The sequence below is a fragment of the Collinsella aerofaciens genome, from assembly GCF_015546965.1.
Lineage (GTDB): Bacteria > Actinomycetota > Coriobacteriia > Coriobacteriales > Coriobacteriaceae > Collinsella > Collinsella aerofaciens_X.
Window position 1 is genome coordinate 1 of sequence record NZ_JADMUF010000001.1, and the last position, 16,441, is coordinate 16,441.

Here is a 16,441-nt window from a genome sequence, read left to right on the forward strand (position 1 = left end):
GCGGTGTCCCCTCCCTTTCAAGAAAGAGAAGAGGCGGGGCATGCCCCGCCTCTTACACCACATCTCTGCGCGCTACCGGTACCCCATCCTGGCCCGTGCAAAAAACGGAGTATTCTGCAGCGTGCTCGCGCCAGCAATACCCCGAGCGGGCAAACCTTTAGGGCGCTGCGTCATTTTGGGTTCCGACATGGCGAGAATGACGCACCCCTGCTCCGGAAAACGGCGAAATCTAACTCAAAACGCTCATAGGGGATATCTGAAGGCCGCCGTTGGCAATACCGAATCGTATGCAGCCAGCTAGAGCTGCTGAATACTCCAAAAAATGCACGGCGCACCCCATAGGACCCATTGCTGCATGGCGGAAAATAGGTCCGCGGCATCCCCCAGATGCATTCCCGAGAAAATCACGTTTGAATTAGCGATGGACACGGCAAACAAAAGGGCCCGAGCGTTGTTTGCTCGGGCCCTTTTGTTTGTCTCACGCTAGCGGGCGATGCGTATGCTATTTGCGCTTGCCGCCGCCGTCACCGGGGCGACGGGAGCTGCCGCCGCGCTTGCCACCACGACTATTGCCATAGCTGCCACGGTTATCGCGACCGCCGGCACGGCCGCCACGGGAGCCGGCCTGGTTGCCGCCACGCCCGCCACGATAGCCGCCACGACGCTCCTCGCGGGTATCGTCGTAGTTGCGCCAGTCATCGCGACGATCGCGGCTGGCACGCGGGTCACGACGATCGCGCGACTCGTTAGAACGACTAGCGCCGCCGCGGCCGCCATTGCCGCGAGCACCCTCGCGACGCTCGCCGCCGCGGCTACCGCGCTCTTCAAAGCGCTTGCCGCCACGGGGCTCACCGCCACGGGTACCTCGCTCACCGCGACCCTCACCACCGCGACGCTCATCACGGCCACCGCGCTCGTCATCACGACCGGATCGACGGCGGTCGCCCGCGCCGCGCTTGCCACCGCGCGAACCGCGGCCCTCGTCCTCGCGCTCGACACGACGACGGCCGCCACGGTCCTCGTCCTCGCGGCGACGGCGATGTGCCTCGCCCTGGAACTGCTTGGCACGGCGCTCGGCACGGTTACCGCGCGCAGGCTGCTCAGCGGCACCAGTACCAGCGCGCTCCTCGGCAGCCACCTCGCGGGCCACGCTCTCAACGGCCTCATCCACGCGAGCTTGAACGCCCTCGCGCACGCGGGTCTTGCCGCCGCGCTTGGGACGGCTCGGGCGCTCGCCGTCGCTGCGGCGCTCGTCGCGACCGCGGTTGGAACGACCGGCAACATCGCCGTAGTCGTCGCCGTTGCGCTTGCCGTCGCGACGTGCCTGCTCAAGCTTCTTCTTGCTCTTGGACTTGCCGCGCTTGGTCTTCTTCTTCACCTTAAAGGCCGCAGGGTCGCGCTCGGGATCAACCGCAGGCGGGTTGGGACCCACATGCAGGTCGCCGGCCTCGTAGATGTCGGCGGTCTTGTCCATGAGCTTTTCGATCTCGTAGAACTCGTCCACATCCTGCTCGGTCACAAACGTGATGGCCCAGCCCAGCTCACCGGCACGACCGGTACGACCGATACGGTGGATGTAGTCGGTCGGCTCGGCCGGCACGTCAAAGTTCACGACGTAGCGCACGTCGCTAATGTCGATGCCGCGGGCGAGAACGTCGGTTGCCACCAGCACGTCGACGGTGCCATCGCGGAAGGCAGAAAGCGCGCGCTCGCGCTGAGCCTGGCTGCGGTTGCCGTGAATCGCGGCGGCCTTGATGCCCTTGCGCTCCAGACGACGGCAGCAGCTGTCGGCACGGTGCTTGGTGCGCATAAAGACGATAGTGCGCTCCGGACCCTCCTTTTTGAGGAACTCGGGCAGCAGGTTGTTCTTGGCCTCGATGGACACCGGGAACACAAACTGGTCGACGGTGTCGGCGGTCGACGTGGCGGGCGCGATCTCCACGCGAGCCGGGTCGCTCACCAGGTCGGTGATCTCGCCCACGGCCTCCTCGTCGAGCGTCGCCGAGAACAGCAGCGTCTGACGCTCGGCCGGCGTCTCGCGCACAATGCGGCGGACGGCGGGCAAAAAGCCCATGTCGAGCATGCGATCGGCCTCGTCGAGCACCAGCACCTTGACCTCGTTCAGGTGGCAGGCGCCCTGCTCGATCAGGTCGACCAGACGGCCCGGCGTGGCGACCAGGATATCGCAGCCGTACTTGAGTGCCGCGGTCTGCGGCTTGTAGCTCACGCCACCCACGACGGTCACGGCGACATGGCCGGTGACGTCGGCGATCTTGCTCGCGACCTCGTCGATCTGCTGGGCAAGCTCGCGCGTGGGGGTGATGACGAGCATCACGGGACCGCGGCCGTTGCCCTCGGGCTTCTTGGCACCGCGACGGCGGTTGCGGCCGCCACGCTCGCGCACGGGCTTGGGCGGAGCAATGTGCTCCAGATTGTTCATGGTCGGCAGCAAAAAGGCGGCCGTTTTGCCGGTGCCGGTCTGAGCGGCGGCAAGCAGGTCGCGACCCTCGAGCACCACGGGGATGGAGCCGGCCTGGACAGGCGTGGGCGCCGTGTAGCCCAGATTCTCGATAGCACGGAGCATCTCGTCCGAAAGGCCCAGCTCGTCAAAGGCGGGCAGGCTCTCGGTAGCGGACTCGACGGCCTGGGCAGCATTGGCCTCGTCGGCGGCATCGAAGGCAGCCTGGGTCATGGCCTCGCGGGCCTCGTCCAGGATCTCGGCGTCGGTGACGTCGGATACAGAATTACGCATATGTTGTTGTTCCTTATCTGCACGCGCAATGGGCACGGCATGCGGCCGCGCGGGCGTGCTTGGTAGTGCGCTAATACATACAAAAAACAGGTGCGCACAGAGAGGACGTTGCTCAGCACGCTGGCGATCGCTTTGGCAGCCCTATCACGCGCCGTCCAGACGCAGCAGCTCTAAGCGATGGAGCAGATTCGCCGCCGGTTAGTATACCCGTACTCCGTATGCCCCCACGTAAACCACAGATGACAAGGCGGACGAGGTGGGCCTGGCCGATTGTCTCAATCTGTAACATCTACAGGGCAAATCTTCCTCTACGTGTTACAGATCGAGACAAACGGTCGACACAGTTCACAAACGTCTCAATCTGTAACAGTTACCGAGTAAAATCGGTCCTAATTGTTATAGATCAAGACAGAGGGGGATTTCCGTCCAGTCCAAACCAAATCTCTCAGTCTTCCTGCAATTTCGAACATGTGGCCTATAATGTTGCTTTGGTTACGCTATATATTGCGCAGCCATTTAATACGTCGCCCACCGGGGGCCATTAATTCCTATCGCCATATTGGCTAGGAAGCAATCAAGGGAGGTATCCGTGGCAGCAGAGACGCCTTGCTCGGTCCTCTATAACGATATTCGCTCGTTCGGCGGTCTTAAACATCTCGAGATCGCCCGAATGCTCATCAATGGAAACTCTTATCTCGGCAGTACCCTGCTCGAGAAATGCTCTTCCAACCGCTCGTATCTCACCCGTTACATCGTCCATCGCAAGCCTGACCAGTGCGCGCCCGCCATCTACAGCGACTTTACCGTCACCACGCTCAACCTTTCCGCGGCAATCTGCAGCAAGCTCGGCGGCGGCGAGTCCGCCTATCGGGCAATCGCCGAGCACTATCGCGGTCCGGCCGCCAACGAAATGATGTCGGCTCTCGCCAGCTACAAACTGGACAGCCGCCTATATGCAAATGCCCTCAATCGCATCGACAACTTTGACGGCAATGCCGTGCGCGAGAAAAGCACGCTTTACCTTATGCTCTTTGTGGCAACGGGGGCGCTCGCCGATCCCGTTCAGGGCGTGGCCACCGTCGAGCGCTTTTGCGACAGCAAGACGGGCGGGCACTTTGGCACCACCGAAACTACCGTCGGACGTGGCTTTATGAGCAGCCTGGAGCAGCCGCGCACCGTCGCCCCCAACCTCGGTCTGCTCAGAACCCATGCCGACAACTGCGCCGACATGCAAATCCATCCCCTCACACGCAATCCGCGCGGCACGGTAATTGGGTCCTTGCCCAAAACCTCGCCCAGCATCACCGATGTAGGCGCCGACGCCTCGCGCGAGCATCTTCGCATTTGGCTCGAGGGTGAGCACTGGTACGCCCAGGGCCTTGGGTCGACCAATGGCACAGTGCTCGAATCGGGCGCGGGCGACGGCGATATTGTGATTGAGCCGCCGCGCGACCAACGCGAACCCGGCAAAGTCTATCCCCCCGTGGAAATCGCCAACAGCGACAGGCTCCATCTGGGTCTCTACACGACATTCCTTGTCATTGTGGACTAGCGCGGACGGCGATCGAAAGACGGCCGCCGTCCGTCTTTCGTCTGCTACCTTCTGCGTCGCAAACGACAATACTCAGCGGTATACGTGGGCAGTGCGGCTATCATGGTACTTTACCGATATCCGCACTGCTCACGTATGCGTGCGGCAACCCATGCCAGACAAAGGAACGCCATGGATACTACCAATAGCGCCTATGGCGACAAACTCATCCGTCTTGACACGTTCGACACCGCCGTGGCGGTCGACCCCAGCGCCGAGGACGAGGCCAAGCGTCGGTTTATGACGCTTATTCTCCAGACGGCCCACCGCAACAACGGCAACATCGGGCACGTGCTGCGCGCGACCAACACGAGCGGCGAGGTCTTTGCCGTCAAGCTACTCAAGGACAACGCCATCCTTTCCGGCCAAGCCCCCGACCGCTCCGCCGAGCAATCGGCAGCGCACCTGGCCAACACCGCTGCGCTGTTCGAGGAGTATCGTCATCTGTGTACCGTCTCGCACCTGCGCGGATTTCCGCGCGTCTATGGCTACGGTTCATGCGAGGACGACCCGCTCATCCTCATGGAGTGGGTCGAGGGCACCTCACTCAAGCAGGCGCTGCCCCTGCTTCCTCACGACGCCTCGGGCGGGCTGACCACCCAGATGGTCGCCGCCGTCGGAAACGCCGTGCTTCGTGCGCTCTTGATGACCCAAGGCCTCGTGAATCCGGTCGTCCATCGCGACCTGTCGCCTGCCAATATTATGTTCCGCACCACCAGCCGAACGCTCGAACAGCAGATTGCCGATTGCTCCTTTGACCCCTGCCTCATCGACATGGGCTCCGCGACCATGGCTCTCGGCGACGACACGATCACCCGGCGCGCCGACATCTGGCGCTTTGCCACGCCCGCATACGCCGCGCCCGAGATGCTCACACAGGATATCGAAGGCATCGCGGCCCTTCGCCGTTCGCCGGCAATCGACGTCTATGCGCTTTCGAGCATTCTGTACCAGCTCTACAGCGGTCGCAAACCGTTTGACTTTGAGTCGACGGACGCCGCTGCAACCGGCTCGTTCTATCTCGTAAAGACCAAGACCAAGCCGGCACCGCTCGAGCCGCGCTGCGAGGGCGATGAAGCGCTCGTCCAAATCATCATGAAGGGTCTCTCAGTCGAGCAGTGCGATCGTCCCACCGAGCAGCAGATGCTCGAGGTGCTCTCGGCATACCTCACCGATGCCGAATCCGAGGGCCGCGAAGGCGCGGGCAGTGACGCCGCAATCGACATCGACTCCGGTACACACCTTAAGGTCGACGTCGCCGGCGAGCGCGCGCGAGAGATCCTGGAGCAGGCCCGGCACGATGCCATGACCCGCCGCCGCTTTATTATCGGTGGCGTTGTCGCAGCCGTTGCGGGGCTCGGCGTTATCGGGGCGGCAACCCATGGCTTTGGCATCCCCGACTACCTGGACGGCATCCGCGGTTCACTTGATGACTACACCTGGGATCAGCTGCAGGAGATTTCACTCAAGATTAAGGCCGCCGAGACCCGTAGCGACGCGCGCGAGATTGCCAAGCGCTACCACCTGCTCGACGCTGATGGGCATATCCCCTATCCGTGCACCAAGCGTGTCACGCTCACCAACGGGCTGGAGGTCGGCGCGCAGCTTGTGGGCATCCGCCACGACGAGCTTCTGGACGGGACGGGCAAAGCCGGACTGACGTTTATGTTCGACGCGGGTATTGCCGAGCGCAACGCTGCGGCTGAACCGCCGAGCGCCGGCTGGGCAGATTGCGAGCTGCGGGAATGGCTCAACGGCGACGGCCTTAAGCTGCTGCCCAACGAGTTGCGCGCACTCATCAAATCTATCAAAAAGATCTCGAATAACGTTGGCGCCGCCAGAAGCGCATCGTGCCTGAGCGAGTTGCCCGCAACCCTTTGGCTGCCCGCCATGGTCGAGTTGTGCGGTACGCAACCGCCCGATTCGTTTGCCGAGGACTATCACTACCTGGCAGACATCTACAACGGCGAGGGCAAGGAGTATCAGCTCTTCCGCGAGCTCAAGGTGAGCCCGTATTCCACGAACGAGACGATGGTCCGCCAGTGGAAGGGCAAGGACACTTGTTGGTGGGAGCGCACGGTGAGCCCCGACACATCGGAGAGCGAAGGCACGCTCTATATGAACCGCGTGGGGCACGACGGCGACGTCTTTACGTACGCAACGCCTGCGGAAGAGCCAAACAAGCTAACCTGTGTGATCCCCGGGTTCTGTATCTAGGCGGCGGGCGTCTTGCCGTGACGGGACCCCTCCCCGGCAAATGTCTCGATCTGTAACACTAGCTCGGCAGATACAGGTCTAGATGTTACAGAACGAGACAAACCCCACCCCCCCCCCGAGACAACATCTCAATCTGTAACAACTAGGACCCAAATATCGGTCTTACTGTTACAAATCGAGATGTTCAGGTTACCCTCTAATGGTTTGTCTCGATCTGTAACATCTAGCAGGCAAAACGGTCCTCAGATGTTACAGATTGAGACGTTAAGTTGTGGCTCGATGTAATGTCTAGATTTGTAACAGTTACTCGATAAAAACGGGTCTAGTTGTTACAGATTGAGACATTAGACCGGCTACGGTCCGCCGACCTGGCTATCACCTCGGCCAATTAACAGAATGACATACATTTCAATCTCCACTGGACACCCCCAGGGGGTATGGGTGTATAGTATCGGCAGGTTAACAATTCCAACACCGAATCACGGAAAGGAGAAGCCATGGCTCAAGATAAGTTCGACGTGGGCGGCATGACGTGCGCCGCCTGCCAGGCGCACGTGGACCGCGCCGTGAGCAAGCTCGACGGCGTCCAAAACGTCGCGGTCAACCTGCTCGCCGGTTCCATGATGGTCGACTATGACCCCGCGCAGGTCTCTCCCGACGACATCTGCACCGCCGTCGACCGTGCGGGCTACTCGGCCTCGCCCGTCAGCACGGGCACCGACACCGCCAGCTCAAACGGCAGCACACAAGTCAGGTCCGGCGCCGCCCACATGGAGTCGCCAACCAAAAAGTTGGAGGCTGCCGCCTCTGCCATGCGTACTCGTCTCATCGCCTCGATCGTATTCCTTATCCCACTGTTCTACATAGGCATGGGGCACATGCTCGGCTGGCCGCTGCCCGGCATTTTCACCGACCATACCCACAGCATGACGCTCGCCCTCACCGAGCTCGTCCTGCTCATCCCCATCGTCTATGTCAACAACGCGTACTTTATCAATGGGTTTAAATCGCTCGCGCACGGCGCGCCCACCATGGACGCCCTCATCGCCGTCGGCGCCACCGCGTCCATCGCCTGGTCGCTCTACGCCATGTTCATCATGGCCGACCAGCTAGCCGCGGGTCAGGTCCACGAGGCCATGATGACGAGCATGGACAACCTGTATTTTGAGAGCGCCGGCACGATCTTGTCGCTCGTCACCGTAGGCAAATATCTCGAGACACGCAGCAAATCCAAGACTGGCGGCGCCATCGAGGCGCTCATTGACCTGGCGCCCAAGACCGCGACCGTCGTGGCCGTCGACGGTACCGAGACCACCGTCGATGTCGATGCCATTCTGCCCGGCCAGGTGCTGCGTGTGCGCCCCGGCGAGTCCATCCCTGTCGACGGCGTGGTACTCGAGGGCGCTTCGGCCGTGGACGAAGGTGCGCTCACCGGCGAGTCCATCCCCGTGGAGAAGACCGCCGGCGACACCGTCAACGCCGCCACGGTCAACCGCACCGGATCGTTTACCTTCCGTGCCACACGCGTGGGCGCCGACACGTCGCTTGCCAAGATCATCCAGCTCGTCGAGGACGCCAACGCCACCAAGGCGCCTATCGCCCGCCTGGCCGACAAGGTCGCCGGCGTGTTTGTGCCCGTGGTGTTTGCGATCTCGGCCGTGACCTTCGTGGCGTGGATGGCGCTGACCGGCAGCGTGAACGAGGCACTCACCTCCGCCGTGGCCGTGTTGGTGATCAGCTGCCCGTGTGCGCTGGGTCTGGCCACGCCCGTCGCCATTATGGTTGGCACCGGCAAGGGCGCCGAGATGGGCATTCTGTTTAAGAGCGCCGAGGCGCTGGAGAATCTGCGCAACGTGGGCACCGTGGTACTCGATAAGACCGGCACCGTCACCCGCGGCAAACCGGCTGTGACCGACATTGTGGTTGCCGCGCGCGCCGACGGCTCGCCCGCTATGAGTGAAAAGGCGTTACTGAAGCTCGCTGCCGCGCTCGAGCGCCCGAGCGAGCACCCGCTGGCAGAGGCGATTATGGCCGAGTGCGAGGCGCGCGGAATCGTGGCGCGCATGGTCGAGGACTTTGCCGCCGTGCCCGGTCGCGGCGTCACGGCGCGCGAGGGGCAGAATGTCATCGCAGCCGGCAACGTGCGCCTGATGAACGAGCTGGGCGCGAAGGTTCCCGCCGGCCTTGCCGAGCAATTTGCCACCGAGGGCAAAACGCCGCTGTTCTTTGCCAAGAACGGCGAGCTTGTCGGCACCATCGCCGTGGCCGACGAGGTCAAAGAGACGAGCGCCGAGGCCATCGCCGCAATGCGTTCACTCGGCGTCGATGTGCGTATGCTCACCGGCGACAACCGCGTGACGGCCGAGGCCATCGCCCGACGCGTGGGGCTCACCAGCGAGCAGGTTATCGCCGACGTTCTTCCCGCCGACAAGGAACGCCACGTGCGCGAACTGCAGGATGCGGGCGGCAAGGTCGCCATGGTGGGCGACGGCATCAATGACTCCCCCGCCCTGGCGCGCGCCGACGTGGGCCTTGCCATCGGCACCGGCGCCGATATCGCCAAGGAGGGTGCCGACGTGGTGCTCATGCGCAGCGACCTTATGGACGTCGCCCGCGCCATCGAGCTGTCGCGCGCCACAATCCGTAACATCAAGCAGGACCTGTTCTGGGCGCTGTTCTACAACGGCATCGGCATTCCGCTGGCCGCGGGAGTGTTCTTCCCCCTCACCGGCTGGCAGCTCTCGCCGATGTTCGGCGCCGCGGCCATGAGCCTGTCGAGCGTCTGCGTCGTATCCAATGCGCTGCGCTTAAAATCCTTTAAGCCAAAAGTGGCAAAATAAGCTCACCATTAAGTCCATTTAGAACGGGTTTTCCAGGTGCCCGAGATTGACCTGAAAGAGGAGCGACGCGTACTTTGGTACGCGAGCGACGGCTTGAAGATCAAGGTCGGGTGCCTGGGAAAGCCGACACAACAGAGAGGAATACCTATGCGATACACAATCAAGACTTCCGGCCTTATGTGCGGCCATTGCGATGCCACCGTCGAGACCGCGTTGCTCAACGTGGTCGGCGTGACCGATGCCGACGCCGATCACGAGACCCAGACTGTCCAGGTGGAGTGCGCCGACACCGTAACCGCCGAGCAGCTCGCCGCCGCCGTCGAGGGCGCCGGCGAGAAATTCCATGCCCTGTCCGTAACCGCCGCGTAGCAGGCGCCACCTGCCCCCTCAGAAGTTGCGGTGAAATACGGACTGTTGAGCCGCCCTAGGCCCTTAAACAGTCCGTATTTCACCGCAACTGACAGGGGGGCATCCGGAAGATCGACCAGAAACGAGGACCCGCCATGATGGCAGACCATAAATCGGTGACCCGCATGCTCAAGACGGCACGCGGTCAGATCGACGGCATCCTGCGGATGGTCGAGGAGGACCGCTACTGCGTCGATATCTCCACGCAGCTCATGGCCACACAGGCGCTCCTCGCGCGCATTAACGCCGACGTGCTCAAGGCGCATATCGAGGGCTGCGTGACTTCGGCAATCGAATCGGGCGACGAAGACCTCAAAGCCGCCAAACTCGCCGAAATCGAACGCGTCGTCGACAAACTCTCCAAGTAATTGGGGCATTGGGGACAGGTACGTTTGCACCGTCTTGGTATTCCGGGGACAGGTATGTTTGCACCACATTGGTGCAGATTAACCTGTCCCCCTTGCACCAAAAGGGGTATAAAGGCGTGCAGCATATCGAACGAAAGGCAATTTGCATGAATGACTTTATGAAAGGACGCAATGGCGCCGACGAGCTCACCATCGTGATGGGTTTTGCCGGCATCGTCATCGCGATGATCGGATCGATAGCCCGCATCCAGTGGCTCAGCTGGATTGCCATCGCCGTAATCGTGATTGGCGTGCTGCGCGGCCTGTCCAAAAATATCGACGCACGTCACAAGGAGAACGAGGCCTTTGTCGCCGCGACTGCAAACGTACCCGGCTTGGGCAAGTTTGTAGCTAGCTTGGGCGGCGGAGCTACAGCGGCCAACGCCTCGCGCGCAGCCGGTACTAGCATGGAAGACTTTGAACGTGCCAAGCGCACAGCCAAGAAGATGTGGAAGGGTCGCAAGACTACGACATACCTCAAGTGCCCCAACTGCGGCCAGATGCTCTCCGTTCCCAAGGGCAAGGGCAAGATCCGCGTCACCTGCCCCAAGTGCCATGCCAAGATGGAAACGCGCTCGTAGCGCCCGCACGCGGGACAAATTAATTAGGTTTGTTTGTCCCAAATCCTAAGTATTTGTTCGATAAAAAAGCCGAGGCCTCGTGTTGAGACCTCGGCTTTTGCATGCGGCAACGGAGCCGCCCCTTTGTCACACCTACGCCACGCCGTCGCGGGCAAGCTCCTCGGCCAACGCCTCGGCAGGCATGTCCATAATCGCGTCGAGCTCGGCGTCCACCTCGGGAATACGCTTCACCTTGAGCTTGCGCACCAGATCACCGCGACACATCACGTGCGTCGGCTCACGCAGTGCGCACAGGTCATCGAGCGGGTTCTTGCGCGTCACCAAAATGTCGGCCGCCTTGCCGCACTCGATCGTGCCGGTCTCGTTGCCCAAGCCCAGCAGCTCGGCATTGATCTGCGTGGCCGTGTGCAGCGCAAAGGCATTGCTCACGCCGACGTACTTGGCAAAGTACGCCACCTCGCGCCACATGTCGTACTGCGTCACAAACGGGCAGCTCGAGTCCGTGCCCAGGCCCACCTTAACGCCGGCATCCAGGGCAGCGCGAGCACTTTCGATAATGCCCGAGCACACGATGTCACCGTTCTTCTTTTGCGTATCGGTCGAATGGGTCTTCTCCGGATCGAGCAGTACAAACGGCAACGCCGGACTGATCGTGCAGGTCACGCTCGGTGCGCGCCCCTCGAGCTGCGTACCCGCGGCGCCGCGATACAGGTCCAAGATCTCGGGCGTCATCGGAGCGCCATGCTCGATCGTGTCGACACCGGCCTGAAGCGCGGCCTTTACGCCCTCAGTGCTCTCGACATGGGCCATAACCGGAAGGCCAACCTCGTGTGCCGCCTTGCACGCCGCCGCAGCGACATCAACCGGCATGCGCAGCACGCCTGGCTCGCCCACCTCGGTCGCATCGAACACGCCGCCCGTCACGAACAACTTGATGACGTCGGCACCGCGTGCATACAGGTCGCGCACCTGCTCGGCCGCCTCGGCAGGGGTATTGGCTACCTGCGCGAACAAGCCTGCGCCATGGCCGCCCGGCACCGTAACGCCCGTTCCCGGCGCCACCAGACGCGGGCCCAGATACTTGCCGGCGTCGATGGCGTTGCGCACGGCGATATCGGCAAACAGCGGATCGCCCGCACCGCGTACCGTGGTCACGCCGCTTGCCAGCTGTTGCTGGGCACTGCCCTTGAGGATATGGCGGACGATGGCGCGGCCCACGGGATTATCGAGCTTTTTCATGAGCGATCCTGCATCGCCTGCCGAGACTGGCTTACCCGAGCCGCACAGGTGCACGTGCATATTGATGAGGCCAGGCATGAGATACGCACCAGCCAGGTCAATGACCTCGGCACCCGCTGGTGCCTGCGCCACGGCACTCGGGCCGATCCAGGTGATGACGCCGCGTTCAACAGCCACGGCCATATCGGGTTGCGGCTCCATATGCTCCAAACCATCCAGAATGGTCGCATTGATAAACAACGTAGAACGATCAGCAGACGCCATATCGAGCTCCTCCCTCACGATTAACTTGTACATCTGTCCATTATTATCCAGTGTAGCCCGATTACCACAGACATATCGGTTAACGGAAGGAAGAGGGGATGTGGGGGACGGAATACGTTGCAGTCCCACCCCAGCGACACCAGGGAAATGTCTCGATCTGTAACAGGTACAGGGTTATTGGGCCCCTTGATGTTACAGATCGAGATCTTTCGGCAGCCGCCAACCTTCCGTCTCAATCTGTAACAGTTACGAGGCCAAACGGTCCCTTGTTGTTACAGATTGAGACAAACTCGGCAGGAACAACCACCTCCGCGTCAGTTGCACCCCTTAGCGCCCATACCACTGCCGTCTCCATTCCTCCGCCAGATTGACCCGCTGCAGAATGCCCGCCAGTCTCATCTTTTCAGCCAGCTTCCCCGGATTCTTGAGCTCATCAAACGTAAACCTCAGTACTTTATGTCCGAGCATCGTCAGATGGGACTCTCGCTGACGTTCTGCCACGAATGGGTCGACCGGCTCCCGACCTTCGCCGTTCTGCAAGGTGTACTTCCCCTTTCCGTCGAGCTCGCCGATGACACACGTCCCGTCCACGAGCCGCCAAAAATAGTCGACGCGAAACACCTGGCTCGGATCGAGCGGGTCGCGAAACTCCACCTGCAGCTCCGGAACTGGAAAGCCGTACGCAATAAAGAACGCTCGGAACCGAGACTCGCCGCCGTTTTCGGACAGCCCGTCCGCATACGACGCAATCACCTGTGCCCTGCGATACCCTCGCCTGCCCTCGCAATCGGCGCGGAGGCGCTCGCACAAATCCCAACGTGATACGCCTTTCGCCCGCAGTGCAGAATCGGCAATCGCCAACCCGTAGGAGAACGGCGCACGCAGCAAGCAATCCTCCACTGTGCGCCAAAACGACGTCACCCGCACGCCATCAACACGCTCGAGCGCGCCCGCCATCTGTGGACGCGACAACCTGCACCCGCTGCTCAACGTCACCGAACAACCTGTCTTAACAAGAAAACGCGGCCCGAGCAGATCATTCGGCACCTCCAGACCCCACAAAAGCGCCGCGTCATAGCCCCAAAACGCCCAATCGGGATGAAACTCCGCAAGCCCTTTGATAGTCCTCAACGCTCGCTCCGCCGGCGTCAATGCATCCCAATCATGCTGAAAACAGAACAGGTACGGCTCGGGCTCCGCGATATCGTCGGTTCCAACATGACGTCGCAGCCACATGAGCTCGGTATTGTCATGCGTTGCGAGCAGCGCACCTTGCTTGGCCGCCTCCGTGAGCCGCGCGAACATCCTATTCCGCGCCAACGTGTTGCGAGTCGCATGTTTGTGTTTGAGAACGGTATTAGACACTTTCGTCACCACCACGTCAGACAAATGGACCAGCGTCACCGTTGCCTCCGCTGACAAATGTCTTGATCTGTAACAGGAAGACAGTCTTTGAGCCTCTAGTTGTTACAGAACAAGATCTTTCGACAGCCGCCAAACCTTCCGTCTCAATCTGTAACAGTTACGGGCTCAAACAGCCGCTAAACGTTACAGATTGAGACAAAGTCAGGGCTGTAGGGCGACACCAGTCACATCCCCTACTCCCATTCTTGTTCGTAGATGTTGAGGGACTTTACGTAGCGCCCCTGGGCACCCATGATGTCGCGGACCAGGCGCAAAAAGAAGCTGATGCGCGAGGTGTCAAAACCGTCCTGCAGGTCCTCCGGATGCACCGCACCAGGCCCATCGACCGCCGTGTCACTCAGGCGTGCGATGTCATACAGATAGAGTTGTCCCGCCGTCAGCCAGACATCGTCGACGCAGGCGAGGCGCACCGCAATCGCTCCGTCGCTCCAATGCTCCTTTTGCACGATATGCGGGTCGTAGACATCAAAGCGACAGTCGGTGCGCGTGTCCTTCAGCGCGACCATACCAGTCGCAGAATCCTTGTCCAAAATGCCAAAGCGCGAGAAATACTGCGTGTCGCGTACCTGCTCGAGCCGCTTGAGCGAGGCAGGCGAAAGCGATGTCGGCGGCTCTTCAACATACAGCTCGAGCAGCGTCTTGCCATGGCGATAGGGGCGCTCAAACAGCAGCCAATCGGTAAACGCCATGTTGTAGGCCATGATTTCGTTTTGAGAAGGTTCCTCGCAATAGCTGAGCCACGGATCGACGATAATCTCGAACTGCTCGCGCGCCGGCTCCAGGAATTGAAACTTCCGCAGCATCCAAAAGTGAGCCATGTCGGCAATATCGTTGCCGACGGCTTCGGCCAGCTGCGCTCGGTCAAAAACTTGGTCAGTCATGGCATCCTCCTCAAACTGATGGACCTCAATTTGAGCTTACGAGGAGGGCGAGCAACCGAGGCAAGCGCGGGCAAAATAGGTCTTCGACTGCAAACCAGATGCCAACCAAACACTTGACGGGATGCTTGACCGAAAATGCGCACCGCAACAAAACCGCAGGTAAACATAGACGTCCAACCCGCCCTTTTGAGCCAGATACCCGCAGCCACCACAGAAACAACAGGTGACCACAGCCCAAGAAGTCGACAAATGAACACCCGTACGTCGACAAACGAGCAAATCGCTCGCAAAGAGCGTCCCCAACGACTAGACAAAAAAATGACTAGTCATTGGGGACGTTCTTAAATGACTACTTTACAGCTCCAGCGCATCGGCGACTTCGGCTGCGCAGGCCAGGGCATCGGCCATGGCGTTCACCACGAGCGAGCTGCCGTTGCGAGCGTCACCGGCAACATACACCGGCGCGGCATCCGCGGCGACGCCGTCGACACGGGCCGCAAGGTGCGAGCCCTCGGCAGCCATCACCGGCAGCGGACGACCAGCGGTGGCAACAGGCACGCTCACCGCATCGAACACGCCATGCTCGGGACCCGTAAAGCCGCAGGCGATGAGCACCAGCTGCGCCGGCACCTCGTGCTCGGAGCCCGCAATGCGTTCGGGCTTGCCGGCCGACCAATCCAGATCGACCACGCGCAGGCCCACGGCCGCACCCTTCTCGTCCAGCAGCACCTCGAGCGTATCCACGCCCCAGGCACGCATCTCGCCGTCCATGGCAGCGATAGCCTCCTGCTGACCGTAGTCGGTCTTCTTAACGTTGGGCCACTGCGGCCAAGGGTTGCTCGCCGCGCGCTTATCGGGCGCCGCCGGCAAGAACTCAAACTGGCGCACGCTGCGCGCGCCCTGGCGCACGGCGGTACCCACGCAGTCGTTTCCAGTATCGCCGCCGCCAATGACCACAACGTCCAGGCCACGCGCGTTCACCGCGGGCTCGCCGCCGTCGAGCACCGAGACGGTCGAAGCCGTCAGGTAGTCCACCGCGTACACCACGCCCGGAGCATCCACGTTCGCAGCCGAAAGGCCGCGGGGCGCACGAGCGCCGGCAGCCACCACGACGGCGTCAAAGCCATTGAGCTTGGCCGCCACCGCAGGGTTCGTAACGTCAGCACCCAGCTCAAACACAATGCCCAGCTCGCGCATGAGCGCCACACGGCGCTCGACCACGGACTTCTCGAGCTTCATGTTGGGAATGCCGTACATGAGCAGACCGCCCGGACGGTCGTCACGCTCAAACACCGTCACACGGGCGCCGCGACGCGCGAGTTCCCACGCCGCCACCAGACCAGCAGGACCGGAGCCCACCACAGCAACCGTGGGCGCGCCCTCCCCCACCGGCTCAAAGCGACGCGGACCGCCATGTGCCCACTCATGGTCGCTGATCGCACGCTCGTTGTCATGGATCGTCGTGGGCCGGCCATCGACCGAGCCCAGGTTGCACGCGGCCTCGCACAGCGCCGGGCACACGCGGCTCGTGAACTCGGGCATGGGCGAGGTGAGCGACAGACGCTCGGCAGCCTCGTCCCAGCGGCCGCGGTACACCAGCTCATTCCACTCGGGAATCAGGTTGTGCAGTGGGCAGCCGCTCGGGCGCGCCTTGCCAAAGCTCGCGCCCATCTGGCAGAACGCCACGCCGCACATCATGCAGCGGCTCGCCTGGGCGCGACGTGCATCGTCGTCGAGCTCAGCGTACAGCGGATCGAAATCATGGCTGCGCTCCTCCACGGGGCGAAGCTCGTGGGCCACGCGATCGATATCAAGAAAAGCACCGGGCTTACCCAT

11 protein-coding genes are annotated in these 16,441 nt (G+C 61.7%); 6 read left to right on the top strand and 5 right to left on the bottom strand.

Annotated elements, in window-relative coordinates:
• Nucleotides 1–502: 502 nt before the first annotated feature.
• On the bottom strand, nt 503–2,752 hold the full coding sequence (locus tag I1M21_RS00005) for a DEAD/DEAH box helicase (protein ID WP_195191944.1): 2,250 nt from the start codon (nt 2,750–2,752) through the stop codon (nt 503–505).
• Nucleotides 2,753–3,341: 589 nt separating this feature from the next.
• On the opposite strand from I1M21_RS00005, the gene I1M21_RS09940 reads away from it, so the two are divergent.
• The 6 genes from I1M21_RS09940 (at nt 3,342) to I1M21_RS00035 (ending at nt 10,796) form a co-directional block, all read left to right on the top strand.
• A complete protein-coding gene (locus I1M21_RS09940; protein WP_195191945.1) occupies nt 3,342–4,304 on the top strand; it encodes an FHA domain-containing protein in 963 nt (320 codons plus the stop codon).
• 171 nt (nt 4,305–4,475) lie between these two features.
• A complete protein-coding gene (locus I1M21_RS00015) occupies nt 4,476–6,560 on the top strand; it encodes a protein kinase domain-containing protein (RefSeq protein WP_195191946.1) in 2,085 nt (694 codons plus the stop codon).
• A gap of 497 nt (nt 6,561–7,057) precedes the next feature.
• The gene (locus tag I1M21_RS00020; protein ID WP_195191947.1) at nt 7,058–9,400 is read left to right on the top strand and encodes a heavy metal translocating P-type ATPase; all 2,343 of its coding nucleotides are present in this window, start codon (nt 7,058–7,060) and stop codon (nt 9,398–9,400) included.
• Nucleotides 9,401–9,547: 147 nt separating this feature from the next.
• A complete protein-coding gene (locus I1M21_RS00025; protein WP_117634829.1) occupies nt 9,548–9,769 on the top strand; it encodes a heavy-metal-associated domain-containing protein in 222 nt (73 codons plus the stop codon).
• 134 nt (nt 9,770–9,903) lie between these two features.
• Nucleotides 9,904–10,176, top strand: a complete 273-nt coding sequence (locus I1M21_RS00030; RefSeq protein ID WP_022094020.1) for a metal-sensing transcriptional repressor — start codon at nt 9,904–9,906, stop codon at nt 10,174–10,176.
• A gap of 146 nt (nt 10,177–10,322) precedes the next feature.
• Nucleotides 10,323–10,796, top strand: a complete 474-nt coding sequence (locus tag I1M21_RS00035) for a hypothetical protein (protein ID WP_195191948.1) — start codon at nt 10,323–10,325, stop codon at nt 10,794–10,796.
• Between the two features lie 132 nt (nt 10,797–10,928).
• Here I1M21_RS00035 and I1M21_RS00040 read toward each other — a convergent pair whose 3' ends face one another.
• From I1M21_RS00040 to I1M21_RS00055, 4 genes are all read right to left on the bottom strand, one after another.
• Nucleotides 10,929–12,299 (bottom strand): amidohydrolase family protein, encoded by a 1,371-nt coding sequence (locus tag I1M21_RS00040; protein ID WP_229025485.1) that lies wholly within the window; start codon nt 12,297–12,299, stop codon nt 10,929–10,931.
• Between the two features lie 327 nt (nt 12,300–12,626).
• Nucleotides 12,627–13,703, bottom strand: coding sequence for a hypothetical protein (locus I1M21_RS00045; RefSeq protein WP_195191950.1), 1,077 nt, complete (start codon nt 13,701–13,703; stop codon nt 12,627–12,629).
• A 194-nt stretch (nt 13,704–13,897) separates the two neighbouring features.
• Nucleotides 13,898–14,605 (bottom strand): hypothetical protein, encoded by a 708-nt coding sequence (locus I1M21_RS00050; RefSeq protein WP_195191951.1) that lies wholly within the window; start codon nt 14,603–14,605, stop codon nt 13,898–13,900.
• Nucleotides 14,606–14,959: 354 nt separating this feature from the next.
• On the bottom strand, nt 14,960–16,441 hold the full coding sequence (locus I1M21_RS00055) for a glutamate synthase subunit beta (protein WP_195191952.1): 1,482 nt from the start codon (nt 16,439–16,441) through the stop codon (nt 14,960–14,962).

Excerpts from the sequence above, each read along its gene's own strand:
- I1M21_RS00005 (WP_195191944.1), bottom strand. The coding sequence starts at position 2,752 with ATGCGTAATTCTGTATCCGACGTCACCGACGCCGAGATCCTGGACGAG.
- I1M21_RS00015 (WP_195191946.1), top strand. The coding sequence starts at position 4,476 with ATGGATACTACCAATAGCGCCTATGGCGACAAACTCATCCGTCTTGAC.
- I1M21_RS00020 (WP_195191947.1), top strand. The coding sequence starts at position 7,058 with ATGGCTCAAGATAAGTTCGACGTGGGCGGCATGACGTGCGCCGCCTGC.
- I1M21_RS00025 (WP_117634829.1), top strand. The coding sequence starts at position 9,548 with ATGCGATACACAATCAAGACTTCCGGCCTTATGTGCGGCCATTGCGAT.
- I1M21_RS00030 (WP_022094020.1), top strand. The coding sequence starts at position 9,904 with ATGATGGCAGACCATAAATCGGTGACCCGCATGCTCAAGACGGCACGC.
- I1M21_RS00035 (WP_195191948.1), top strand. The coding sequence starts at position 10,323 with ATGAATGACTTTATGAAAGGACGCAATGGCGCCGACGAGCTCACCATC.
- I1M21_RS00040 (WP_229025485.1), bottom strand. The coding sequence starts at position 12,299 with ATGGCGTCTGCTGATCGTTCTACGTTGTTTATCAATGCGACCATTCTG.
- I1M21_RS00050 (WP_195191951.1), bottom strand. The coding sequence starts at position 14,605 with ATGACTGACCAAGTTTTTGACCGAGCGCAGCTGGCCGAAGCCGTCGGC.
- I1M21_RS00055 (WP_195191952.1), bottom strand. The coding sequence starts at position 16,441 with ATGGGTAAGCCCGGTGCTTTTCTTGATATCGATCGCGTGGCCCACGAG.